The 24,607-nt window shown below is 51.3% G+C and carries 16 protein-coding genes; 9 read left to right on the plus strand and 7 right to left on the minus strand.

Annotated elements, in window-relative coordinates; genetic code table 11:
- From IQ268_RS28840 to IQ268_RS28855, 4 genes are all read right to left on the minus strand, one after another.
- Positions 1 to 992: ATP-dependent DNA helicase RecQ (locus tag IQ268_RS28840; protein ID WP_193886359.1), on the minus strand; the 992-nt coding region annotated here is incomplete at its 3' end.
- Positions 993 to 1,144: 152 nt separating this feature from the next.
- Positions 1,145 to 1,741, minus strand: coding sequence for a 5-formyltetrahydrofolate cyclo-ligase (locus IQ268_RS28845; RefSeq protein ID WP_193886361.1), 597 nt, complete (start codon positions 1,739 to 1,741; stop codon positions 1,145 to 1,147).
- 106 nt (positions 1,742 to 1,847) lie between these two features.
- A complete protein-coding gene (locus IQ268_RS28850; RefSeq protein WP_193886363.1) occupies positions 1,848 to 3,290 on the minus strand; it encodes a glycosyltransferase family 2 protein in 1,443 nt (480 codons plus the stop codon).
- Complete coding sequence (locus tag IQ268_RS28855) at positions 3,244 to 4,218, minus strand: radical SAM protein (protein ID WP_193886365.1); 975 nt, start codon at positions 4,216 to 4,218, stop codon at positions 3,244 to 3,246. The genes IQ268_RS28850 and IQ268_RS28855 overlap by 47 nt, the downstream gene beginning before the upstream one ends.
- Before the next feature lie 278 nt (positions 4,219 to 4,496).
- Here IQ268_RS28855 and IQ268_RS28860 point away from each other — a divergent pair, with 278 nt between their 5' ends.
- From IQ268_RS28860 to IQ268_RS28885, 6 genes are all read left to right on the plus strand, one after another.
- The gene (locus IQ268_RS28860; RefSeq protein WP_193886367.1) at positions 4,497 to 4,757 is read left to right on the plus strand and encodes a hypothetical protein; all 261 of its coding nucleotides are present in this window, start codon (positions 4,497 to 4,499) and stop codon (positions 4,755 to 4,757) included.
- Positions 4,758 to 5,198: 441 nt separating this feature from the next.
- Positions 5,199 to 9,944, plus strand: coding sequence for a PAS domain S-box protein (locus tag IQ268_RS28865; protein ID WP_193886369.1), 4,746 nt, complete (start codon positions 5,199 to 5,201; stop codon positions 9,942 to 9,944).
- Positions 9,941 to 11,944, plus strand: a complete 2,004-nt coding sequence (locus IQ268_RS28870) for a response regulator (RefSeq protein ID WP_193886371.1) — start codon at positions 9,941 to 9,943, stop codon at positions 11,942 to 11,944. The genes IQ268_RS28865 and IQ268_RS28870 overlap by 4 nt, the downstream gene beginning before the upstream one ends.
- 314 nt (positions 11,945 to 12,258) lie before the next feature.
- Complete coding sequence (locus IQ268_RS28875) at positions 12,259 to 15,408, plus strand: response regulator (RefSeq protein ID WP_193886373.1); 3,150 nt, start codon at positions 12,259 to 12,261, stop codon at positions 15,406 to 15,408.
- A gap of 19 nt (positions 15,409 to 15,427) precedes the next feature.
- On the plus strand, positions 15,428 to 15,805 hold the full coding sequence (locus IQ268_RS28880; RefSeq protein WP_193886375.1) for a response regulator: 378 nt from the start codon (positions 15,428 to 15,430) through the stop codon (positions 15,803 to 15,805).
- Positions 15,802 to 16,869, plus strand: coding sequence for an adenylate/guanylate cyclase domain-containing protein (locus tag IQ268_RS28885; RefSeq protein ID WP_193886377.1), 1,068 nt, complete (start codon positions 15,802 to 15,804; stop codon positions 16,867 to 16,869). Before IQ268_RS28880 ends, IQ268_RS28885 begins: the two co-directional genes overlap by 4 nt.
- A gap of 42 nt (positions 16,870 to 16,911) precedes the next feature.
- Here the strand turns inward: IQ268_RS28885 and IQ268_RS28890 are convergent, their stop codons facing one another.
- The gene (locus IQ268_RS28890; RefSeq protein WP_339383699.1) at positions 16,912 to 17,310 is read right to left on the minus strand and encodes a DUF4864 domain-containing protein; all 399 of its coding nucleotides are present in this window, start codon (positions 17,308 to 17,310) and stop codon (positions 16,912 to 16,914) included.
- Positions 17,311 to 17,531: 221 nt separating this feature from the next.
- Between IQ268_RS28890 and msrB the strand changes: the two genes are divergently transcribed.
- Positions 17,532 to 17,930 carry a peptide-methionine (R)-S-oxide reductase MsrB gene (msrB, locus tag IQ268_RS28895; RefSeq protein ID WP_193886379.1) on the plus strand — a complete coding sequence of 133 codons (399 nt, stop codon included), beginning with the start codon at positions 17,532 to 17,534 and terminating at the stop codon, positions 17,928 to 17,930.
- A 121-nt stretch (positions 17,931 to 18,051) separates the two neighbouring features.
- Here the strand turns inward: msrB and IQ268_RS28900 are convergent, their stop codons facing one another.
- The gene (locus tag IQ268_RS28900) at positions 18,052 to 19,794 is read right to left on the minus strand and encodes a DUF3352 domain-containing protein (RefSeq protein ID WP_193886381.1); all 1,743 of its coding nucleotides are present in this window, start codon (positions 19,792 to 19,794) and stop codon (positions 18,052 to 18,054) included.
- Positions 19,795 to 20,008: 214 nt separating this feature from the next.
- Here IQ268_RS28900 and IQ268_RS28905 point away from each other — a divergent pair, with 214 nt between their 5' ends.
- Positions 20,009 to 21,688 (plus strand): GspE/PulE family protein, encoded by a 1,680-nt coding sequence (locus IQ268_RS28905; protein ID WP_193886383.1) that lies wholly within the window; start codon positions 20,009 to 20,011, stop codon positions 21,686 to 21,688.
- A 229-nt stretch (positions 21,689 to 21,917) separates the two neighbouring features.
- Here the strand turns inward: IQ268_RS28905 and IQ268_RS28910 are convergent, their stop codons facing one another.
- Positions 21,918 to 22,406: a rhodanese-like domain-containing protein gene (locus tag IQ268_RS28910; RefSeq protein ID WP_193886385.1), complete on the minus strand. Its 489-nt coding sequence runs from the start codon at positions 22,404 to 22,406 to the stop codon at positions 21,918 to 21,920.
- Positions 22,407 to 22,640: 234 nt separating this feature from the next.
- On the opposite strand from IQ268_RS28910, the gene mutL reads away from it, so the two are divergent.
- Positions 22,641 to 24,434 (plus strand): DNA mismatch repair endonuclease MutL, encoded by a 1,794-nt coding sequence (mutL, locus tag IQ268_RS28915; RefSeq protein WP_193886387.1) that lies wholly within the window; start codon positions 22,641 to 22,643, stop codon positions 24,432 to 24,434.
- Positions 24,435 to 24,607 lie beyond the last annotated feature (173 nt).

Raw genomic sequence — 24,607 nt, forward strand, 5'->3', positions numbered from 1 at the left:
TACTCGGATAGCAAAACAGGAGCGTGGAAATGAACCACCCATCGAACGTTTGGTTTATTAATTCCCATGCCAAAGGCCGACGTACACACCACAAATTGCAGCCGATCGGCCATCCACTCAGCTTCAACCTGGCGACGCTCCTTCGGACTTAGCCCAGCATGATAGGCAACGGTTTTGAATCCTTGCTGCCTCAACCAATCCGCCAGTTCTTCCCCATCACGCCGAGTTCGGACATAAACTAATCCAGATTGGTTGGGGTGCGCCCTTAGCACCCGCAGCAGTTGTTGCCGCCGACCTCTGGGTGTCCACACGGTTTGCACAGCTAACGCCAGATTTGCCCGATAGGGATTTTGTAAAGATAGGTAAGGTTGCTGAAGCTGGAGCACCTGCCGAATCGTCTGTTGCGCTTGGGGGTCGGCGGTTGCCGTAAATGCAGCGATCGCCATCTGAGTACCCGGTGGTTTCGCTCGCAATAGAGCTGGACGAACCGCCCCCAGCCGACGATAGGCAGGCCGAAACGTATCTCCCCACTGCACCAGACAATGCGCTTCATCTAAAACCAGCCCGTTGATCTTGAGATGGGGTTGACACAACCGTTGCCACACCGCCTCACTGAGCAGGGTTTCGGGCGAGAGATACAGCAACCGCAACCGCTGCTTTTCCAATGCCCACAGGGTTTGACGACGCTCAACGGTCGATCGCTCTCCGTGTAACAGTGCCGCAGGCAGTTGGCGTTCCTGCAATTCCTGTACCTGGTTTTCCATTAGCGCCACTAGCGGCGACACCACCAGCGTCAATCCAGAACGCATCAACGCTGGCAGTTGGAAGCAGATAGACTTTCCACCTCCTGTTGGCATCACAATTAATGCGTCCTGCCCGGTTAGCAAGCTCCGAACAATTTCTCCCTGGGGCGATCGAAAATCGCTGTATCCCCAAATCTGCTGAAACGTCGCCTGAACCTGGCTCCAGTCGGTTTGGTTCGCCGAATGCATCCCTGAATCCCAACGCAATGCAGTTAGATTTCCCGCAAATTGAGTGGTTGACGCACGGATATTAAAAGGTGGAGGTGAACACCAAATGAGCGCCAGGAATGTAACGTTGCAGCGTCATTCGGCAGGCTGGCAGGACCCGCCCTGTAAAAGCCTTATGCCTTCTCGGTCAGTTCCTCTGACAGAAATAACCCGGCTTCTGTACAGATCCCTTTTAAGGGACGATCCCACGGGTCAATGGGTACGCTGGGGAGCCGAGCAAACTCAAACACAATGCCAATAGCGGGTTTGCGTGCCCAGGCTGGAGAACTCAGCAGGCGATCGTAAAAACCGCCCCCATAGCCCAAACGATACCCGCGCACATCACAGGCGATCGCAGGTACCAACAGCAAATCAACATCAGCAAGATCCAGCATTGGCGCTTCTGGATGAGGTTCAACAATGCCGTAACTTCCCGTTTGCAGCGGCAACCGCTGCTCTGGCGACCACTGATGCCAGTGGAGCGCTTTGTCAACACAACGGGGAAATCCCCAACGTCGATCGCTGCTAAATAACGGGCTTAAGTCCGGTTCCTGGCGAAAACTGAAGTAGGCCAAAACCGTTCGGGCGCGGGAAAACAACGGCCATGCCTGGAGATGAGCGCAAAGGCGATCGCTCTTGTGCCGCCAGACAGCTTCCGGCAATCCCTGCCGTGCTTTCAGGAGCGATCGCCTCAATGTGGCTTTGTTAGCTTTAGAATCTGTGGAGTCCAAACCGCTGATTAACGAAACAAGCCAGCTTAAATCAAACAAAAAGATAAAGCAACCCAGAAGCCGAGTTCAAACGGTGTCGGCTTCTCTACTGTAGGTGGTGTGTAGATCACGACTGTTCGGGCACATCAACCCAAACTTCTTCGGAGCCGTGATGAATCGTCTTCACCCACTTTAGGCGTTTGGGTCGAACAGAGATTCGCAGGGTTGTACTGGCGATCACCGGCAGCCAATGGAACATGTAGAAGGTGCCCCGTAGGGTCTGCACTAGAGCCGTCATATCCGAGGCCATAATCCGCTTCTTCCGCAGCGCTGCCCGTGGCTGAATCCGCTTTAGCCCCAGAAACATGCCAATCATGGACAGCATGACGGAAAGGCTTGTCAGCGGACTTAACATCGGAGGATAGTTCCGGGCGATCGCCATCAAGCAATCGGGAACTGCTGCCGTTGGCATTATGTACTGAATAAACCAGAACACAAACAGGTCAACCGTTTTGGTCGCTCCCATCCGGTTCCGCATAATCAGCCGCCAGTAGTCGAGATACCGTTGGTACCCGCCTTCAGCCCAGCGGTTGCGCTGGTGCCATAGCCCTACCGCACGGGTAACTCCCTCTTCACCCACCGCCGGAAATTCTAGGAGGTTGATGTCCCAACTGTCTAAATGCAGTCGGAACGTCAAATCTAAATCGTCCGTAATCGTTTCTTCGTTCCAACCGCCGCAGCTCTCTAGCGCAGCTCGACGCACAAATTGACCGTTACCACGCAGTTCCCCCAAACCGCCGATCGCAATTCGCTTCGACTGCATGTAGCTATCAAACGCCATTTCTGCCGCCTGACAACGCGTTAAGGCATTGGTTGGGGCATTGGCGATCGACTTGCGAACCTGCACTGCCCCCACATGCGGTTGCTCAAACATCGGCAAGACCCGTCGCAGCAAGTCTTTCGGGACTTGAGCATCCGCATCAAACACCGCAATAATGTCACCTCTGGCAATACTCCAAACCTGGTTCAGCGCTCCAGATTTGCCCCCACCTGCATTGGGTAAACGGTGAACGACGTTGAGCTGTCCATATTCGCTTGCCAACTGATCTAACAAGAGTGGAGTGCGATCGGTGCTGCTATCGTCAATAATCCATAAATCGTATCGGCTAGGCGGGTAATCTAGCTGCGACAAATCTTTTACCAACGACGCAATCACAGATTCTTCGTTCTTGGCGGCAACCAGTAACGAAACATACGGATACTGATCTGGGTCATCACTCGATAGCGGCTCTGGCACCGGAATTTGTCGAGCCAGCAGTACCCGCAAAAAGTGGATGCCCATCAGGGTGGTTAGGCAGAAAACAGCCCAATAGCCCCATGAAAATAGATGCAGTGCGATCGTCCCACTCCAGACAATCGTTAGAGCCACGGCAGCCTTGCGTCTGCGTCCCGGTAGCCCCCGATAGTAAAAACTATTAGCGTCAACCGAGTCAGATAAGTCAGCCGTCAGGGAGCTAATTGGCTCAAGCTCGTTGTAAGAATCGCTTTCGCGCCAGGAATTCTCCGGCATAGGTTACTTGATTTAACCACCAATATTTATCAAACCCCTTAAAGAAACTGGGGATGAGGTAACACCATACCGTACATCCTTCGCAGACGGATAATTTTCCTTGAGATTGGCGATATTCGTCTACCGTTTCAGATTCACGGTAAAGGTCATATAGCCGACCCTCAATCGGAACTCCCGTTTGGGCGAAGTGATAGCACGGCAAGAGCAGCTTATCATCTGGCGAAATGGCAATGACGGCATCCACTGCTTTACAGCGTGGATTTTGAGTATCATTTCCTCCCGCCTCAATGAAAGCTAATGCAGCCTTATTGTAACCAACATTGCGGTATTGCTTGGCACTGGACTCGATCGCCTCCGCAATTTCTGGGGTTGGGTTCTTTTTACCGTTGTAATTGCTGTGGGCTGTGAAGGCTGGGTTCAACCAGACCCGTGCATTTAACTGTTGCCCAAACTCTGCCACCTCACCAATGCGCTGGTAATTTTGAGCCGTCACGGTATGGTTTAGGACGGGTTGCTCGCCTAACGAATGCGCCAGCTTTACCGACTCAACCAGCGTGTCAAAAATCTGCACACCGCGCGATTGGTCGTGGGTATCGGCATCAGCTCCATCTAGTGAGAAGTTTAGAAAATCAACCAATCCCTGCATCTCTTTTGCCCGTTTGGGATAGAGGATCGTATTGGTTGTCATGCTGGTGAGGAAACCCTGTCGCTTCGCCTCTTCATAGATTTGAGGCGCATCTGTTCGCAGCAGTGGCTCTCCTCCAGTGAAATCAACATATTTAACCCCCAACCGTCTCAAGTCGCTCAAGTTGCGCTGAATCGTTTCAAAGTTGGCTTCGTTTGGCGGTTCTAGTGCCCAAATATCACAAAAATGGCAACGTGCATTGCAGCGGTAGGTTAGATAATAGTTAGCAACTAAGGGAGGCATAACGCTTAGTAAGGGAACACCCTAAAATGACGACAGTATAAAGGTGAAGTGAAGAATGATTGGTCTAGTTTAGATTAGGCGGCTACCCAAGGATAAATCAACAGTAAGCACCTAATCCGTGATGCTCAGTAATGGTCGTAAAACAAAATCCATCACCAGTCATATAGACAGGCATTTGGTACGGGTTTAGAATAGACCGCTTGTCTAAACTGCCTGAACGCAGTTTAGTAGCTTTGCCTTCCTGGATACTACATTGTTTCCAAACTGGTAGCTCTGTTATGAGCAAAGGTTGTGGACAAAGAGACTCGGTTCAGCTAAAGAAACTCTGCCGTAGCAGCTTGATCGTTGGCGTAACGTCGTTAAACTGGCTGGCTCGAATAGAACAAGTAAATAGTGATCGGCCACTGCATCAGGAAATTAACATCTGCGAAACGTTGAAATGGCGCGATCGCCTCTATTTTTCAGCCACTCCACCGCTTAGCCTAATGAAAATTGGCACATTGCCGCACCGCTCAGCCATATTTGATACGTGGCTCTAAACGCTCATCCAAATCAGATTCAATCGTTCATCTCGGTGCAACCTAACCTGAGTCTTGCTATCCTACCGAGTCTGGCGGCTGAAGCAATGTAACTTCATGAACGGTGTCGTTGAGACTACGGAGCATATGGGAACCATAAAATCGGGTTTTGCTAACCGACTGTTTCGTTAACCAACGGTTTTGTTAACTAACTACGGTCAACTGCTGAGGCAGATTGGCGGGTTTACCTGCTTGAGTTGTGCTGATATGCCCAAGGCAATAAGAAGTTTAAATTATAAAAATTCTTCGGTTTCTTTTTACTTATTAACCGATCGCCCCTAATCTGCCTCAGGCTGCTCCAGTCTGCTAAACATCCCTTTAGATAGACTTGGCTTCCACATTGTTCTGGCAAATGGCAAAGACGAAATTTATTCTTACAACTAGTACTAGAGTTTAGTCGTTATGGCAAGACATTTTCGCAGATGCGTCAAAGGTCGGTTAAACCTCATCGCTCTGCTGCTCACATTTATCTTGCCATTTGCCATTGTGGTGTATCAACTGGTCTCACAAATTAATTTGCAGATCGAGTTTGCCCAACGGGAAGTGGACGGCAACGCCTATTTGCGTCCGCTAGAACAGTTGTTGAAGGATATTCCCCAAAGCAAATTGCTGACCTATCAAACGTTACCCCCTGCCGTACCGTCCGGCATTTGGCAGCAAGAACAAACCACAATCGATCGCGACATGCAGGCTTTAGCCCTGGTTGATCAAGCGCTAGGAGAACAGCTAGAAACCACCGCCGCCGTGGATGCCCTTCAGCAAACCTGGCATCATCTCAAACAGCGGTTGCATCACGCCACGACCGACGATGCCGCTGATCTTCAGCATCTCCATGCCTGGATGATGCACCAAACGCGATCGCTCATGTCCCAGGTGGGAGACACCTCCAATCTCATTCTCGATCCCGATTTAGACAGCTATTACTTAGTAGATGCGGTGCTGCTCAAGTTGCCCGAAAGCCAGGTCTTGCTGGCTCAACTTCGAGAACTGGGAAATGCGATCGCTTATCGACAGGCGATCTCACCAGAAATACGGGGGCAATTTATTGGCTTGGCAGGTTTAGAGGAGGCCAATATTGATGCCACCGCCAAAGGAATGGAAGTTGCCTTCCGCCACAACGCGGCTCAAACGTTACCACTACTGCTCTCAGAACCGCTACAAGAGGCGATCGCCACCACCGAAACGCTGCTGGGCACCCTCAATCGCTCCGTGATTCAGGCAACGACTGTTGCTGTGACAACAACCGACTACGAACAGTCTGTGCTGGCGGCGTTGGCGGCTAACAACAACCTTTGGCAACCCGCTGCTGAGGCATTGGACAGCTTGCTGCACAGCCGAATTCAGCGGTTGTCGCACCGAATTTTTATAGTGGAGTCCTTTGCGCTCCTGGTGCTGGTGACCGGGTTACACATGTTTGTCTTATTCGCCCGCAATTTGGCGAAGCGTAAGCAGGCAGAATACCGTTTGAGTGCCCAATACGCGGTGACTCAGATCCTGGCTGAATCTGCCTCATTGGTTGAAGCCGCTCCCCACATCCTGCAAGCCATTTGCGAAAAGTTGGGCTGGGAGGTAGGTGAATTATGGCAAGTCGATCCTCAAGCGCAGCACCTAGAAGCGATCGCCCGCTGGTATCCCACTTCATTGACACAAGCGGAAATTCTAGAACTGCCCACCAGCTTTCCTTCTGGAGTTGGGTTGCCCGGCCACGTTTGGAATTCCAGTGAATCCGTCTGGATAACCGATTTACAAACCAACTCATCCTTCCAACGACAGGAGCTTGTCTCTCAGCTCAATTTACTGGCTGGCTGCGGTTTTCCAATTCCCTGTGGAACTGACGTGTTAGGAGTGCTTTGCTTCTTTAGCCAGCAGATTCATCGCTCCAACCCCGACTTGCTCAATATGATGACCACCATTAGCAGCCAGATTGGGCAGTTCATCAAAAGCAAGCAAGCAGAAGAGGCTCTGCGTCAAAGTGAAGACCTGCGGCGCATAGCCTTGAACGCCGCTCAAATGGGAGTATGGGATTGGAACACCCTTACTGGAGAACAACACTGGTCGCAAGATCTGGAAACTATTTTTGGAGTACCCGCCGGTTCCTTTACCGGAAGTTACGAGAGTTTTTTCCACTCCATCCATCCAGACGACCAGAAGTTGGTGATTCAGGCGCAAGCGATGACCCTGCTTGGAGAAGCAGAATACCGACCGGAATATCGGATCATTTGGCCAGATGGGTCAGTGCGTTGGGTGACCAGTCGGGGCAATTTAATCTGCGATGCGGCAGGAAATCCCATTCGCCTGACTGGGGTAACAATGGATATTACCGATCGCAAACAGACAGAGCTGGCTTTAGCCGAAAGCGAAACCCGACTGCGAGACGCTGAGGAAAAGTACCGCAGCATCTTTGAAAATGCGGTAACTGGCATTTTTCAAACCACCCACGATGGGCAGTACATTAGCGCCAACCCGGCACTGGCTAAAATCTACGGCTATGGCTCGGTTGAGCAGCTCACGACCGCTCTAACCAATATTGAACAACAGCTTTATGTTGATCCAGGTCGCCGTCAAGACTTCATTCAACTGATTACCCAATGCGGTCGGATCTCAGATTTTGAATCGCAGGTGTATCGCCAGGATGGCAGCATCATCTGGATTTCTGAAAATGCGCTGGTGGTCAAAGACGACGTTGGTAATGTGATTTGCTACGAAGGTACCGTTGAAGATATCACCCCTCGCAAGCAGGCAAAAGATGCGCTCCAACGACAGTTGGCGGCGATCGAAGCCTCGGTTGACGGCATTGCTATTTTGAATCGAGACGGCAACTTCATCTACATGAACAGTGCCCACGCCCAAATTTACGGCTACGAGAACGCCAGGGCATTGTTGGGTGAACACTGGTCATCCTTATACAGCGACCAAGAACATCAGCGCTTTCGGCAAGACATCATGCCGCAATTTGCCGAAATGGGGCAATGGCGCGGTGAGGCAGTTGGCCAGCGGCAAGATGGCAGCCCCTATCCACAACAGGTTTCGTTAACGGCAGTCGAAGATGGTGGACTGGTGTGCATTGTTCAAGACATTAGCGAACGCAAGCAGGCGGAGGATGCTTCGCGGGAGCGCGAGGAACGATTTCGATCGCTCGTCAACAACATTCCAGGCGTGGTCTATCGCTGTGCTTGCGATCCAAACTGGACGATGGAATTCATGAGTGAGGCCATTGTCGAGATCTGCGGTTATCCTGCATCGGACTTCTTGCAAAATCGAATCCGCACCTTTGCCAGCGTTATTTCGGCAGAAGAAATGGAGGCGATCGACACCGCCATTCTAGAAGCGGTAGCGGCCAAGCGCCCTTACGTATTGGAGTATCGCGTACTCCACGCCGATGGCAGTATTCGATGGGTGTACGAGAAAGGGCAGGGAATGTTCAATTTAAATGGCGACCTTCTTTATCTAGATGGAGTTATTTTCGACATCACGCAGCGCAAACAAACCGAAGCAGAACTGTACAGTGCCAAAGAAGCGGCAGAGGAGGCCAGCCGCGCCAAGAGCCAGTTTCTTGCCAACATGAGCCACGAACTGCGAACACCCCTCAACGCCATTATTGGCTACAGTGAAATGCTGCAAGAGGATGCCGAAGATCTGGGTCATGCCGAAGTGATTCCCGATTTAGAAAAAATTCGGGGGGCGGGCAAGCACCTATTGAGTCTGATCAACGACATTCTGGATATCTCCAAGATTGAAGCAGGCAAAATGGAGCTGTATCTAGAAACCTTCGAGCTGGCACAACTGGTTTACGAAGTGAAAACGACGATTCAACCATTGGCTGCCAAAAATGGAAACACGCTAGACATCCACTGTGATGACCAGCTTGGTGTAATGCACGCCGATTTAACCAAGGTGCGGCAGGCGCTCTTTAATCTGCTCAGCAATGCTGCCAAGTTTACCGAACACGGTACGGTGAGCCTGAGCATTACACAGGAGACGATCGCAACAACCGACAACCCCGACCAATGCCTCGATCCAGATACGGCAACCACCCATACTGGCTTCATTCTGTTTCAAGTCACAGACACGGGTATTGGCATGAGCCTGGAACAGGTGGAGCGGGTGTTTCAGGCGTTTACCCAGGCCGATGCTTCAACCACACGCAAATATGGTGGCACCGGACTCGGACTCGCCATCAGTCGCCACTTTTGCCAAATGATGGGAGGTGACATCACAGTATGTAGTGAGGTGGGGCAAGGCTCTACCTTCACCATTCGCTTACCGCTTCAGGTTGCCGACCCCAAACGACACCTGCCCACACCGCTATTTTTGCCAGCAGCAGATGGTATGGAAAGAGGGGATGCACCGCACCACACTGCTTCTACCGTCCTTGTCATTGACGATGACCCAACGGTACGGGACTTAATGCGACGGTATCTGATCAAAGAAGGCTTTTATGTCCGCACAGCGGCAACGGGAGAAGAGGGCTTACAGTTAGCCAGAGAATTTTCTCCAGATGCCATCACGCTGGATGTATTGATGCCGGATATGAACGGATGGGCTGTACTTTCAGCATTGAAAGCCGATCCGGATCTGGCAGATATTCCGGTTGTTGTGCTAACGATTGTAGACGATAAGAATCAGGGATTTACGCTAGGAGCAGCAGACTACCTAACCAAGCCAGTGGATTATAAACGTCTTACCATGCTGCTGAACAAATATTATCCCCACCCTGTCGATGCCACTGCGTCACCCACCGGTCGCCTGCTCATTGTTGAAGATGATACGGCTACGCGAGAAATGTTCAGGCGAATCTTAGAGAAAGAAGGCTGGAGCGTCACGGAAGCGGCGAATGGCCGCATCGGGCTAGACCACTTGAAAACCGTTCAACCGAACCTAATTTTGCTGGATTTAATGATGCCAGAAATGAATGGATTTCAGTTCATTAATGCGGTTCGCCAAGATCCATCATGGCGATCGCTGCCTATTATTGTGATTACGGCTATGGATCTGACTTTGAGCGATCGCCTGCGGCTCAACGGGTACGTAGAGCAAATTTTGCAAAAGGAAGCCTATAACCGTGAGCATCTCTTGCAAGACGTTCGTGATCTCGTACTGAGCTGCATTCGCCACCAGGCTGTTCAGTCAGCAGAGGCAACCCTATGACCCAGGAATCCAGTACTGTACTGGTTCTAGACGATAGCGAAGCTGACCGTCTCTTTCTCACCCGTCAGCTTCAGCAACAGAACTGCATTGTGTCAGCAGTGGACACGGGTGCAAAAGCGCTGGCCTTGATGCAGGCGCAGTCGTTCGATCTGGTGCTGTTAGACATCATGATGCCCGGAATGAACGGTTATCAGGTGTTAGAGCAGATTAAAACCGATCCAGCGCTGCATCATATTCCTGTCCTCATGACATCAGCCGTGGACGATCTCGACAGCATCGTCCGCTGTGTGGAATTAGGAGCTGAAGACCACTTGTTTAAGCCGCTCAACCCGGTTTTGCTGAACGCACGGGTTAGCGCCTGTCTGGAACGAAAGCGGCTCCGCGACCAGGAGCAAGCCTATCTCAAACAGCTAGAGGCCGAGAAATCAGGAGCGGAAGCAGCCAACCAGGCAAAGAGTGCGTTTCTCGCCAACATGAGTCACGAACTGCGAACGCCGCTGAATGCGATCATCGGCTATAGCGAAATTTTGCAAGAAGACCTGCAAGTCGAAGGGCACACCGAATTTATTCCTGATCTCGATAAAATTCGGACTTCGGGCAAACACCTGTTAACCCTGATCAATGACATCCTCGAACTCTCCAAAATTGAAGCGGGCAAGACAGAGCTATATTTAGAACGGTTTGAAGTCCAGTCGTTAGTCAGCGAAATTGTTAATACGGTGCAGCCTCTGGCACAAGCCAACCGCAATTCGTTGAATGTCCACTGCGCTCCTACTGTTGGCACCATGTATGCTGATGTCAGCAAACTGCGCCAAATTCTCTGGAATTTACTGAGCAATGCCGCCAAGTTTACGGAACACGGCACTATCTTATTGCAGGTACAGCGTCATCCATCGGGGTTGATTGTCTTTCAAGTCACCGATACCGGCATTGGGATTTCACCCGAACAGCAGCAACATATCTTTCAGGTGTTTACACAGGCGGATGATTCTGTGACGCGAAAGTATGGCGGCACCGGATTAGGCTTAGCCATCAGCCATCGGTTCTGCGAAATGATGGGCGGCAGCATTGAGGTAGCGAGCCAACCCCAACGCGGATCGACCTTTACCCTACGGCTTCCCGTCAATGTAGCTGAACATATGGCGATCGTCCCCACCCTAGAAGAATCGTCCCTGGCTATGTCCTCCCAGGTCATTGATGCCGCCAATTCCGAAAAGGCGCGCCTGGTGCTGGTTGTCCATGGCGATCGCACCGTTCGCGATTTGATGGTGCAACACCTCAACCAGGAAGGGTGCCGTGTCGTCACCGCCTGGTGTGGACGTGAAGGGCTGCGCTTAGCCAGAGAACTCCATCCAGATCTGATTGTGCTAGACCTGCTAACGCCAGAAATGGACGCATGGGCGGTTCTTTCTACCCTTAAAGCAGAGCCAAGCCTGACCACTACCCCTGTATTGATGCTGATGACCACTGCCAATCAGTCGCACGCGCTGGCTGACAGCAATCAGGGGTTTGTGATTGGGGTCTGCGAATGCCTCACCACACCAACCGACTTCAAGCATCTCACTGGCTTGCTGAAGCAGTTTCAAGCGGCATCAGATTCAGCCCCATCATCCTCAACCGGGCGAATCTTGCTGCTGCAAGATGACCCAACCACCCAACAGATTTTGCAGCGGCTGCTCACGAAAGCTGGGTGGACGGTGGTGTCAGCCAGTAACAGCGCGATCGCCATCACCCATTTAAAGCAGCACCCTCCGGCTCTCATCCTTGTAGACTTAATGCGGCCCGCGTTCGAGGGCTTTCAATTTCTGGTTCAGCTCCGCCAAACCCCAGACTGGAAAGGATTACCAGTGATAGCCATGCTGACGCAGGATTTGACCCCTGCCAATCATCAACAGCTTAACAATATCACCATGCAACTGTTACAACACGCTACATACAACCAAAACGATTTAATGGTGCAAGTGCGCGGTGTATTGGGAAGGATGAAAGATGAGGGATGATACCAATTCTAGTGTTTTGGGGATCTTAAATTAAAACCATTTGGTTCAACAACGTTCGCGTTCGGCACAGGTAGTGGTTGTCGAGGTTGTCCAGGACGGTGAGTTGCCGTAACGGTTTAGAGAAGAGATATTGGCCTTGTCCAAATTCTCACTCTGTGCGATCGTCCCTATGGCGCTGTTTCAACTCTATTCTCCATGCTCCTGATGAACATTCCCCTGCCGAGATGGAACCCTATTTTAGAGTTCTTTGCCCGATTCCGGTTACGACCCTCTGCCCCTAAGCCATGACGAACCATTTCCACTAGCTTACCGATATGACTCTGCGGACCCGAATTTTGTTGATGGTGACCTCACTATTGGCTGGGACGGTTTTAGTCACCACAACCGTTCTGACGCTAGGAGCACGGCAGGCCATCCTGGCTCAAACTGAGGCAGACGGTATTCTAGTCGCTCAATTTCTGGCGCGAATGACCCGCTTTACCCATCAAGTAGAGCGTGATGTGGAGGACGCTGTTGCCGAGCATATGGTAGCGCAAGCTACTCTAACCAGCCATTTAGTCGCTATTGCCGAACAGGCAGGACTGGATTCCGCAGAAATTAATCGCCATTTACAGCAGATTGCAGCTCAAACGGCTGTTGATGAGTTTTGGATTACCGATGAAACCGGGCACGCTTACTTACGCAACGTTACGGGCATTGACTTCACGTTTAGCAGAGATTCCAGGGCACAGCCGCAAGCCAGCGCCTTCTGGCCATTATTGACCGGGCAACAGCAGACCGTTGTTCAAGAAGCGCAAAAACGCGAGGTTGATTCTCGTATCTTTAAGTATGTTGGCGTTGCCGGGATCGATCGCCCCCGCATCGTGCAGATTGGGTATGAAGCCACTGTACTGCAACAGCTCCAGCAGCAGATTGGGTTGGTGCGTCTGGTCAACGAGCTGATTGACGGCAAAATTATTGTGGCGATTCGAATTGTCGATCGCGATCGCGTCAACCTGGCGCGAAACGTTACCTCTGGGTTTAGCGGTACCGAGAGCATCAATAGCCAGACTGATGTTGACAACCTGCAAACCGTACTCGATCAAGGGCACACCGTTAGCTATCTGGACGGTTCCCTGCTCAAGGTGATTGCGCCGATTGTAGATGAGCAAAATCAGGTTGCGGGAGCAACGTTAGTCTATCTATCTACAGCCCATATTCAAGCTACGATGTGGCACGATCTGCAACGAATTGCGATCGCGGCCACCTTTATTTTGGCTGGGGGCGTAATCGCATCGATCATTCTGGCTCGCCGTGTCACCGAGCCACTAGCAGAACTCACCTTTGCGGCAACGGCTCTTAAGACAGAACAATTTAAACCTGAAAGCTTAGCAGGAGTGGCAACTCGCCGTGATGAATTGGGGCTACTGGCTCGTGTATTTCAGCGCATGGCTGGCGAAGTACACGATCGCGAATATCATTTGCGGCAGGCCAAGGAAGAGTTGAAGCGGAGCGAAGCCCATTTTCGAGCGCTGATTGAAAATGCCTCAGATATCATTGCCATCACCGACGCTGAAGGAATCGTTCGCTATGGCAGCCCGTCTCTCAAGACCATTTTGGGCTATACACCAGACGAGTTTGTTCACCAATCTGTGTTTGTCCTGGTTCACCCCGATGATTTGTCTGTAGCTCAGGCGGTGTTTGAGTATGCCATGCTGCATCCGGGAGTAAAAGCTCCGTTTGAACTGCGGCTTCAGCACCAGGATGGTTCCTGGCTAACGATGGAAGCGACCAGCAACAACCTGTTGTTCAATCCGGCCGTAGAAGGCATTATTATCAACCTGCGCGATGTAACTGAGCGCAACCGGGCGATCGAACTGCAAAAAGCGAAGGAAACCGCTGAAGAAGCGAACCGAACCAAGAGCCAGTTTCTCGCTAATATGAGCCACGAACTGCGGACACCGCTCAATGCCATCATCGGCTACAGCGAAATGCTGCAAGAAGAGGCGATCGATCTGAATCAGGACGGGTTCATCACCGATTTGCAGAAAATTCACGGGGCTGGCAAACATCTGCTAACGCTGATTAACGACATCCTCGACCTATCAAAGATCGAAGCGGGCAAGATGGATCTTTATCTGGAAACCTTCGATATCTCTTTCATGATTGACGAGGTTGTTAGCACGATCCAGCTCCTTGTTCGCCAGAACAACAACACGTTAATCGTAGATTGCCCGGACAGCATTGGGGATATGTATGCCGATCTAACTAAAGTTCGGCAAAACCTGTTCAATTTGCTAAGCAATGCTGCCAAGTTTACCCAGGACGGCACCATTACTCTCTCGGTTAGCAGGGAAGCTGAACCACAGCCGACGAGCGATCGCCTGCATTGGAACACCAAAGCGGCCTGTGTACAACCGCTAGCCGCTATCATCCGTTTTCAGGTAACCGATACGGGCGTAGGCATGACCACCGAGCAGTTAGCACGAGTTTTTCAGCCGTTTACCCAGGCCGATGCCTCAACCACACGCAAGTATGGCGGCACTGGTTTGGGGTTAGCCATTTCACAGCGCTTTTGCCAGATGATGGGCGGCAACATTGCGGTCGCCAGCCGGGTTGGTCAAGGCTCGGTGTTCACCATGCATCTGCCTGCGGTGGTCGTTACGCTCAACCTGGACGCTGCGTTAACCCACGAACCGCACCCCGAATTGCACTCCACACTGGCTCAGGCGATCGCTGATACCATCCTGGTTATTGATGATGACCCGACTGTACATGACCTGATGCAGCGTTTTCTGACGAAAGACGGCTACCGCGTGGAAGGGGCACTAAATGCGGAAATGGGGTTACATCTAGCGCGACAACTGAATCCGGTCGCAATCACTCTGGATGCGATGCTACCCCAAATGGACGGATGGGCCGCTTTGTCTGCCCTGAAGAATGACCCAGCGCTAGCCGAGATTCCTGTCATCATGCTAACGATGGTCGATAACAAAACTAAGGGATACGCCCTGGGCGCATCTGACTATTTAACCAAGCCGATCGATCGAACCCGCTTAACTCAAGTCTTACAGAAATACCGTTGTGCTCACCCCCCCTGCACTATTTTACTAGTGGAAGATGATCAGGTGGTTCGCCAGATGATGCGTCAACTGCTGGAAAAGGAGGACTGGACGGTAATAGAAGCCGAAAATGGGCAAGTTGCCCTGGAGCAGTTAGCCAACCAGAGTCCGTCGCTAATGTTACTGGATTTGATGATGCCAGAACTGGATGGATTTGGCGTTGTTGCAGCGCTGCAACAGCACCCCCAATGGCGATCGCTGCCAGTTGTCGTGCTGACAGCAAAAGACATCACGCCCGACGACCAGCTTCAGCTTCAGGGGCAAGTGGAACGCATTCTGCAAAAAGGAGCCTATCCGCAAAAGGACTTAATCAACGAAATTCGCCACCTGGTTGCCACCAGCATTCGCCAGTGTCAGAAATAAACAAAGCCCATTGAAGAGTATGCCTAAGATATTGTTAGTTGAAGATAATGAAATGAACCGTGACATGTTGTCACGCCGCTTAGAGCGGAAGGGGCATCACGTTTTGATTGCAATAGACGGTCAGCAAGGCGTGACAATGGCACACTCTCACGAACCCGATCTCATTTTGATGGACATGAGTTTGCCCGTACTGGACGGTTGGTCAGCCACTCGCCAACTAAAAGCGGCACCTGAAACCTGTTCGATCCCGATCCTGGCTCTGACGGCTCATGCAATGGCAGGCGACCACGAAAAGTGTGTCGAGGCAGGCTGCGATGACTATGACACGAAGCCTGTAGAATTTGCTCGGCTCCTGGGAAAAATTCAGGCGCTTCTGGGTAAAGGTGCCTCAACATGAACCTTGAGCAGGGGCTGGTGCTGGTAGTAGACGACAACGAGATGAATCGTGACTTGTTGTCGCGCCGGCTCAAGCGCCAAGGACATGACATCACCATTGCTGAAGACGGCAAACAAGCGCTGGAAAAAATGCGATCGCAGCAATTTGATCTCGTCCTGCTCGACATTATGATGCCCGAAATGAACGGCTATCAGGTGCTGGAATACCTCAAGGCAGATGCCGCTTTGCGCCATATTCCGGTCATTATGATTTCAGCTCTGGACGATATCGAAAGTGTCGTGCGCTGCATCGAACTGGGTGCCGAAGATTATTTGTTTAAGCCATTCAACCCAACCATTCTGAAAGCGCGAATTAGCGCTTGCTTAGAGAAAAAGCGATTGCGCGATCAGGAACAAGCCTATTTAAAGCAACTGCAAGATGAGCAGGAAAAATCAGAACGGCTCTTGCTTAACATCTTGCCGAAAGCGATTGCCGAACAGCTCAAACAGGGTCAGCAGACGATCGCCGACAATTTTACAGAAGTCACGGTGATGTTTGCCGACATTGTTAACTTTACCGAGCTATCGGCCAAGCTAACTCCAACCCAACTGGTGCAACTGTTAAATCAAATTTTTTCAACGTTTGATCAGCTAGTTGAACAGCACGGCTTAGAAAAAATTAAAACCATTGGCGATGCTTATCTGGTGGTGGGCGGACTACCGACCCCACGAACTGACCATGCTGAGGCGATCGCAGAAATGGCGCTGGATATGCAAGCGGCGATCGCTCAAGTTGACCTGAGCCGCTTCAATGCAGACGCTACGCCCCTGAGTATGCGGATTGGCATCAATACAGGCCCCGTTGGAGCAGGCGTAATTGGCACCAAAAAATTCACCTACGATTTGTGGGGAGATACCGTTAACATTGCCAGTCGGATGGAATCGTTAGGATTACCGGGGCAAATTCAAGTCACCCTGGAAACCTACGAACGGCTCCGCTCCAAATATATGTTTGAATCCAGAGGAACAATCGACGTTAAGGGCAAAGGCGAAATGGTCACTTACTTTTTGCTTGGCAAACATTAAGAGCAAGCGTTGTCCTGCCACTGCACTGACAGCCAACATTCCTCACATTAGCTGTTCTTCAACTGAGGTCAGGAAGCAACCGTGAATGCGCCATTCACCGTTTAACTGCTGCTGCATCTGGTAAATGGCCATTACCAGGTCACCCTCTGCATCCATCAAGATCACTTTCTGAGCTGGACTATCCTGAATTAGGGTGACAGCGGAGAACACAACCGAACGAGGGCGATAGAGAGAGTAGTACCCTGTCTTCACCATGCTCATGAACGTTTCTGGGTCGCCAAACTGGTTCTGAATATCGGGGCTGGCAAAAGCAAAAGCGGCGATCGCATCGTCCTTTTGAAACGCCATAATTTGCTGTTCAATCACCGCTTGAATGGCCTCACGCTCTGCCTGAGTTAAATCCATTTTCCTCACTTCAATCCGATACGCAATCTCAGTCACATCACCTGGCGATCGATGTAGCACAAATACTGAGGGTTTTCAACGATACGAGTTAGAGCGGTGGAGTGGTGGCGAGGTTAGCGGCCAAGTGGCGGCAATCCCCACCCGTGCTAACCCAAGCTCTGCATTGAAAGTTATTAAAATTAATAGAGTGTTCCTTAGAGCCTGTCGTCGCCTCTAACAGAGCATCCCCAATCCAGCAACGAGGAAGAGTGCAAATAATGGTGAACAAAGTCCATAAAACCGATGCCGAGTGGAAGCAGCAACTCACCCCAGAACAGTTTAAAGTAGCTCGTCAAAAAGGTACCGAACGAGCCTTTACCGGAGAGTATTACAACAACAAAGCCGCAGGAGTGTATCGCTGCGTTTGCTGCGGTACAGAGCTATTTAGTTCCGAGACGAAATACGATTCTGGCACAGGCTGGCCTAGCTTTTGGGCACCGATTAAGGACGAAAACGTCAGCGTTGAAGACGATCGCAGCCTGTTTATGCGACGAACAGAAGTGCTGTGTGCGGCCTGCGATGCCCACCTGGGTCATGTGTTTGAAGATGGCCCCGCCCCAACCGGACAACGTTACTGCATGAACTCTGCTGCGCTGAAATTTGAACCCAAAGAATAGGGGTTAAACGGTTTCGTCACGCTATTTGAACCAATTTAGAGCTAAGAAGGGGCAAGTTCAACTCGCCCCTTCTTAAAAGAACTGGACGTTAACAAGCGGTTGTTGTCACTTCAAGCCCCTTCTACAACTCTTTTAGTTGAATAAAAACGGCTCCTCGTTGAATCGTGGGTTCATGACCGTAGCTAGTCACCGTCAGCGATCGCAGATGCTCGAATAACGGTTTGATCGACAGCTCTACCAGCCGCACTACAGGTAACCGCTGTTCCAACACGTCTCGAAGGTTGAGCCAGTCAAGATAGAGGTAACCGTCATTGTTTGAATCGAGCGCCGCGATCGCCTGCTTCAAGCGGTTGGAAGCCAGCAGCGATGACTGAGGTGCCTGAATAGCTTGGCTCAAAGCTTCTACGGAAGTAGCAAACAGTTCATAGTCGTCAATGCTAGTGTGTACTGCCTGAACATCTGCTTGCAGGGCAATGAGGCTGCTATTAGTGGCCGACGTTGGAGACAGTTTTGTCCAGGCTGCCACCTGCCGATCGCCCAGGGGAAATACGCCACTGCTCAAACCCTGCTGTTTGGCGATCGTATCAAATCGAGCGATCGCAGCCGTCACATCGGCATTTCGTTTGGCAGCAAAGACCCAGTCGGGCTGAGGGCGATCGCGGCGTGGAATCAGTCCCAACGCATACTCCCCCGTAACCCAATCCACTAAATCGGTTGTAGATTCAAGCCCCCATTGCTTCGCCAGATCCGCAAGCGGCTGATCGACCAGGGTTGCCAACGTGCTGTAAGCAGATACCCCCTTTTGGATCTGTGTCCAAAGTTGCTCCAGGTTTTCACCTGCCGCCGCCAGAGGGCTAATGGTTGGAATAAAGTTCAGCGCATTCACTGGTTTAGATAAGGCTGGTCTGGCCGATGTTAGCGTTTCTCCTGCTGCTGTCAGCAGCGCCGTATCAGCCACCAAACCGCCTTGTTCCAGCTCCAGCGTCATCACTAAACGTTCATACAAACGAGAGGCGCGGGTCACGTTTGAGGAATTTTCTCCTCTGCCTTTGGTTAACCACTCCGTCAACTGGGGTAAATTCACAAACGCCAAACCAATTTGTCGGTCGGGCAAGCGGCGTAGGGCATCTTGATAGTCACGGCTGCTGCTGAGGCTTAAATCGAGAGCCTGAACGTTGGTGATCGCATCTCGCAACACTTTGGGATAGTTGGCAAACAACACAAAGCGATCGCCCACCACCGCACTCACCAACGTTGGGTGCAACGATGCCACATCTACACCAGAGGGTTGAGGAGCGACACTTGCCAGGTCAGGCTTTGTTTCGGTGCCGTAAATTAGCCTGACTCCAGCGTATTGCTCAAACACCAGATCCACCCCAGCCACGGCGCGGCGCTGCCAGAATAGCTGCAAAAACTCGTTAGAGCGTTCGGCATCTTGCGTGGCGATCGCCACCAGGTAGCCCGGTTGCAGCCCGTTGGCATCATCTCGATCCACATCGGGCGTGGTCACCGCCAGCGTTATTTCATCACCCAGCCAGGGTTGAATATCCTGTTCATAATCTAACTGGGTGCTGCTCAGGAGACTTTGTTTCAATTGGGCTAGCTCAGCCCGTGCCTGCCGTCGCTTGTTTAAGGGAACGCTTGCTAACCGAAACGCTTCCAGCCGATCGGGGTTTACCAGCAGTGATGCCACAATAGGCGCTTGCTTGGGAACAAATATCGTGGCAGCCGGATTTGCTTTACCGCCACCTCCCAACAGCGACAGAGGACTGCGAGCCGTTAGCCAAAATAGTCCGGCAGTGCTCGTTAACAGCAACACCACCACTATCGTTATCAAACTGTAGAAAAAAGAGCGGAGCTTCATGGGTAACTCAACACGCGGAGGCGATCGCAACCTCTGAACTCAGGTGCAGATGGCAAAACATAGCCAAACCTTAGTTTAGTACCGTGAGGCACCTGCAAATTAGAAAAGAAGTAAACCTAATTCAAAATGGGCACTCTATAAACCAGTCAAAGTAAGCCTGTAGCCACACAATCCCCTGTTGCTGCAATTCAATAAAGTCTAAATTGAAACCATTATGCAAACGTCCTCTGTGGCCGTATCGGTTTGGTGCCGTCTAAGAAACCAAGAAATTAACTGCGAACAGGCGCTAAAGCTATTGGTCAACGAGCAGGGCGTTGTTAATTTGCACTGGCTCGATCGCGATGTCAGTTATCGGTTTTTGCGCGAGTTTCCAGAGCCAAACACCTTACCTCCGGTTATTCCGCTACTGTTGTGGCGAAATTGCTACTACCTGGGCAGTCCTGTTAACCTCTCGGTGGAAGACATTCGACGGCTGAGCGATCGCACGTTTACCGACATCAAAATAGTAGCGATCGCAGACAAAAGTTATCGAGCCTGGTTTCATACCCGCAATTTAGACCACTCTCGCATTGATGCTAATCCGCTGGTTGATCCCTTAACCGGAGAAACCGCTACCGAAAACATTACTGAAGTCACCGAACTTTATTTATCCAAGGCCGCTGACCAAATCAGCCGCATCAAAACCATTATTTCGGGTGCTTTACGCAACCGAGCCAGCGATATTCACCTGGAACCTACCACAGAGGGGCTGCGGGTTCGTTATCGCATTGACGGCATTCTTCGAGATGTAGCAACGCTGCCCGTTGAAATTAGCCGTCGGGCGATCGTAGCACTCAAAGTCATGTGCAACATGGATATTGCTGAAAGCCGTCGTCCCCAGGATGCCCGCATCGGTGAGCGATACTCCTCCGGGCAAGAATCAGAACTGGGGCTAGACATGCGGGTTAGCACATTGCCCTGTATGCATGGCGAAAAAGCAGTGATCCGACTCTTACCTCGCCAAAATCCCTTTGCCAGCATCGAGGAGTTAGGGTTTACAGCAAAAACGCTAGCAACCTATACACACTGGCTGCAACAACCACAAGGTATGGTCATCTTCACGGGGCCAACAGGTTCGGGCAAAACAAGTACGCTCTACACCAGCTTACAGGCCGTTGCCACTGAGCATGTCAACGTTGTCACCGTAGAAGATCCGGTTGAGTATATCCTGCCGCGCATTACCCAAACCCAGGTGCATGAACCCGCAGCAATGACGTTTGCCGCTGGCTTGCGAGCCATCCTGCGCCAAGATCCGGACATCATTATGGTGGGAGAAATTCGGGACGGAGAAACCGCAGAAACGGCAGTACGAGCGGCACTAACCGGACATTTAGTCTTCACAACCCTGCACACCAACGATGCCCCCAGCGCTATTCCTCGTCTGAAAGATATTGGCCCTGATCCTGGCTTAATTAGTGATGCTCTGCTGGGAATTGTGGCTCAACGATTGGTGCGACGAGTATGCCATCATTGCGCTGAACCGCATTGTCCTACTGACACCGAACTGAAGGCCCTGCAACTAAACCGAGACGATGCCACTCCAGACGCTTGGCGTAAAGGGCAAGGCTGTGCAAAATGCTTCAATTCGGGTTACTTAGGCCGAGAGGCCATCATTGAATTGCTGCATGTGGATGGTGTTGTGCGGCAAATCATTTATGAAGGCACCATGACTCAGCTACATGGGTACTTAAGAGAAATTCAGTTTGATTCTTTTCGAGTAGCGGCGATCGAAAAAGTAACTACGGGAATTACCACCGTTGAAGAGGTCTTGCGCGTTTTACCGCACAGCGCAATCAATCGAAATTTGCGTCAGACAGAACCTACTCCCACTGCTACAGATGCCGGAACTCAATAGTTCAAAACATCCTGTAATTAATTAAATAGCTTGACGCTGGCACACCTTGAACCTAAACACAATCGGAACACCCTTCGGGTGTTCCGATTCAATGCTGAAAGAGACTGAACTGGTCTATGACGAACAGCGCTGTCTAGCTCAATACACCGTGAGTTAAGCGGTAGCCTCCTGTACAGTTTCAACGTAAAACCGTTAAGGAATCTAATTTCAAAGCTCACTCAAGCCAGCTTTACTGTTTCTTTTCTTTGTCCAAAGTAGAAGCGTACTCTTGCACGCGAGCAACCGCGTTATATTCAGAGGCGGCAACGGGTTTGTTGCTGGTTGCGCGTCCTTCTGTTTGTCCGGCAATGTTAGCCCAGGCATCTATGCCGCCCTTAAGCTCAGCAACGTTCTGAAAACCACATTGACGTAGGGTTTGTGCCGCCTGTGCTGTTTCCTGATCGTCGGCACCATAAACATAGATGTCGCGCGTGAGTTCTAATTGACCCTGAACGCTTTCGGGCAGGGTATCCATCGGCATGGGTACTGCACCCATGATGCGATAGTCGTTAAATGCTTCACGGCTGCGCACGTCCACGATCGTCAGCCCAGGTTCCCCCCAGAGCAAGCGGGACTTCAGCTCATCAGGTGTCGCTTGCTTGTGCAATCCTGGAGGAGTAGGAGTTACATTGGGCAGTTTGTCTTTGGCATCTTTAATCGTGTCTTGAATATTATCCATAGGTCAAAGTACCTTTAGTTAACGGTATTAATTGAACCGTAACAAGTTGTATTGTATGCACCGTCCTCCCTGAGGGAGAACGTCAACAGAATCCCCCAGGGGAAAGAAGTATAGGCTCTTTCGCCAGATCGATTTTTCAAAAATACATCCCTCGTTAGCACGAAAATCCGCACAAAATTGGACGCACAAGATCGGAAGGATAAGCGCTAACTTGGAAGAGAGGGATTGTAATGTATGACTGCGAGCATCCAGGCTCTACCAACCGAAATTGTTCATCTGATTGCCGCAGGAGAAGTCATTGATTCTGTTGCAGCAGTTGTGCGTGAATTGGCCGAAAACGCTCTGGACGCGGGCGCTACTCGCATCACTGTGTCCTTGTTGCCCGACCAGTGGCGTATCAGAGTGGCAGATAACGGTACAGGGATGGATCGAGCCAATCTTGAGCAAGCTGCCGCGCCCCATAGTACTAGCAAGATCCGCAGTGAAGTAGATTTAGGCCGCATCAACAGCCTGGGATTTCGGGGCGAAGCGCTCCATAGTTTAGTGCAACTGGCTACGCTGGAAATTTGCAGTCGAACTGCTACGGCTGATGAGGGTTGGCAAGTTAGATACAATGCCCAGGGCACGCTAGAGCAAACTGAAACGGTAGCGATCGCCCCCGGCACCATTGTCACGGTCTCCCATCTCTTTAGCAATTTACCCACCCGGCGGCAAGGGTTGCCATCCTTAGCTCAACAGCTCAAAGCGGTACAAGTTACGATTCAGCACCTTGCCCTTTGTCACCCGCAGGTAACGTGGTTAGTCGAGCAGAACGATCGCGAATGGTTTGCGATTTGGGCTGGGGATACAGCTCAACACATCCTGCCCCAACTGCTGCGTGAAGTGCAGATCAGTGATTTAGCGGTGGAAACACGCTTCCTCCAACCCAACCTGGCTGCAACTCCAAACGGAACGATAACTAGCTATTTCTCTGTGCCAACGGACTCCTCAACCCTCAACCCATCACCACCGAATTCGCTCTATCTGGTGCTGGGTCTGCCCGATCGCTGCCATCGTCATCGCCCCGATTGGATCAAAGTGGCAATTAATGGACGAGTGGTAAAAGTGCCAGAGTTAGAGCAAACCATTCTGGGGGGATTTCGCCGCACTCTGCCGCGCGATCGCTATCCTGTTTGCTTCGTTCACCTTCAGGTTTCGCCCGACCAAATTGACTGGAATCGCCATCCCGCCAAAGCTGAAATTTACCTGCACCACATGGGTGATTGGCAAGATCAGGTTAAACAGGCCATTGAACAGGCTCTACGGCTTAGTGCTGCCGATCTTTCCAGTACAGGCTATGCGTCTGAACGCGTCGAACATCTGTTGAAAACGGCTGAATCGCAGGGTGTATACCGCACGAGTCGTTCTATTCAACCCGTCAATCCAGAGGATGATTCAACCAGCGATGGTTCCGATTCAACATCGCCATCCGATCCAGTCGCCCCTCCTTCGTTACTGAAAGCGATCGCCCAGGTTCACCAGATGTATATTTTGGTCGAACACCCCGGCGGGATGTGGTTAGTAGAACAACACATTGCCCATGAACGGGTGCTGTATGAGCAGTTGCGCGATCGCTGGCATCTGATCGATCGCAATCCGCCTATTATTTTGAGCCAATTGTCGCCCATGCAGGTAGCTCAACTGGAACGCATTGGTATAGCAGTAGAGATGTTTGGCGATCAACTATGGGCAGTGCGATCGGTTCCAGCCGCGCTGAACGATCGAACAGACTGCGCCGATGCCCTGATCGAACTGAGTTTAGGTAGCGACCTCGAATCGGCTCTGGTGGCAACGGCCTGCCGTACTGCCATTCGCAACGGCACACCGCTCAACCTGGAAGCCATGCAACGCTTACTGGAACAATGGCAGCAGACTCAACACCCCCATACCTGCCCTCACGGTCGTCCCATCTACTTGTCGCTAGAAGAATCGAGGCTGTCCCGGTTCTTTCGTCGCCATTGGGTAATTGGCAAAAGTCATGGAATCTAAGCAGCGTGGTGCAACCGTTTGCAAAACCTTACAAAGCTCTCAGGTTGACTGACATCCTCCCATCGCCGCTCTTCGAGACGGCGTGGGGTTCCTCTTTCATCCAGCCGACTTGTCCAAATCAATTGCTTGGTTTGAATAGAGGTCGTTCTGTCCAGAGGCGTTGATTTCCGAGT

The organism is Oculatella sp. LEGE 06141 (assembly GCF_015207605.1).
Classification (GTDB): Bacteria; Cyanobacteriota; Cyanobacteriia; order Elainellales; family Elainellaceae; genus Oculatella.

Excerpts from the sequence above, each read along its gene's own strand:
- IQ268_RS28905 (WP_193886383.1), top strand. The coding sequence starts at position 20,009 with ATGCAAACGTCCTCTGTGGCCGTATCGGTTTGGTGCCGTCTAAGAAAC.
- IQ268_RS28910 (WP_193886385.1), bottom strand. The coding sequence starts at position 22,406 with ATGGATAATATTCAAGACACGATTAAAGATGCCAAAGACAAACTGCCC.
- IQ268_RS28885 (WP_193886377.1), top strand. The coding sequence starts at position 15,802 with ATGAACCTTGAGCAGGGGCTGGTGCTGGTAGTAGACGACAACGAGATG.
- IQ268_RS28850 (WP_193886363.1), bottom strand. The coding sequence starts at position 3,290 with ATGCCGGAGAATTCCTGGCGCGAAAGCGATTCTTACAACGAGCTTGAG.
- IQ268_RS28875 (WP_193886373.1), top strand. The coding sequence starts at position 12,259 with ATGACTCTGCGGACCCGAATTTTGTTGATGGTGACCTCACTATTGGCT.
- IQ268_RS28865 (WP_193886369.1), top strand. The coding sequence starts at position 5,199 with ATGGCAAGACATTTTCGCAGATGCGTCAAAGGTCGGTTAAACCTCATC.
- IQ268_RS28880 (WP_193886375.1), top strand. The coding sequence starts at position 15,428 with ATGCCTAAGATATTGTTAGTTGAAGATAATGAAATGAACCGTGACATG.
- IQ268_RS28900 (WP_193886381.1), bottom strand. The coding sequence starts at position 19,794 with ATGAAGCTCCGCTCTTTTTTCTACAGTTTGATAACGATAGTGGTGGTG.
- IQ268_RS28870 (WP_193886371.1), top strand. The coding sequence starts at position 9,941 with ATGACCCAGGAATCCAGTACTGTACTGGTTCTAGACGATAGCGAAGCT.
- msrB (WP_193886379.1), top strand. The coding sequence starts at position 17,532 with ATGGTGAACAAAGTCCATAAAACCGATGCCGAGTGGAAGCAGCAACTC.
- mutL (WP_193886387.1), top strand. The coding sequence starts at position 22,641 with ATGACTGCGAGCATCCAGGCTCTACCAACCGAAATTGTTCATCTGATT.
- IQ268_RS28855 (WP_193886365.1), bottom strand. The coding sequence starts at position 4,218 with ATGCCTCCCTTAGTTGCTAACTATTATCTAACCTACCGCTGCAATGCA.
- IQ268_RS28860 (WP_193886367.1), top strand. The coding sequence starts at position 4,497 with ATGAGCAAAGGTTGTGGACAAAGAGACTCGGTTCAGCTAAAGAAACTC.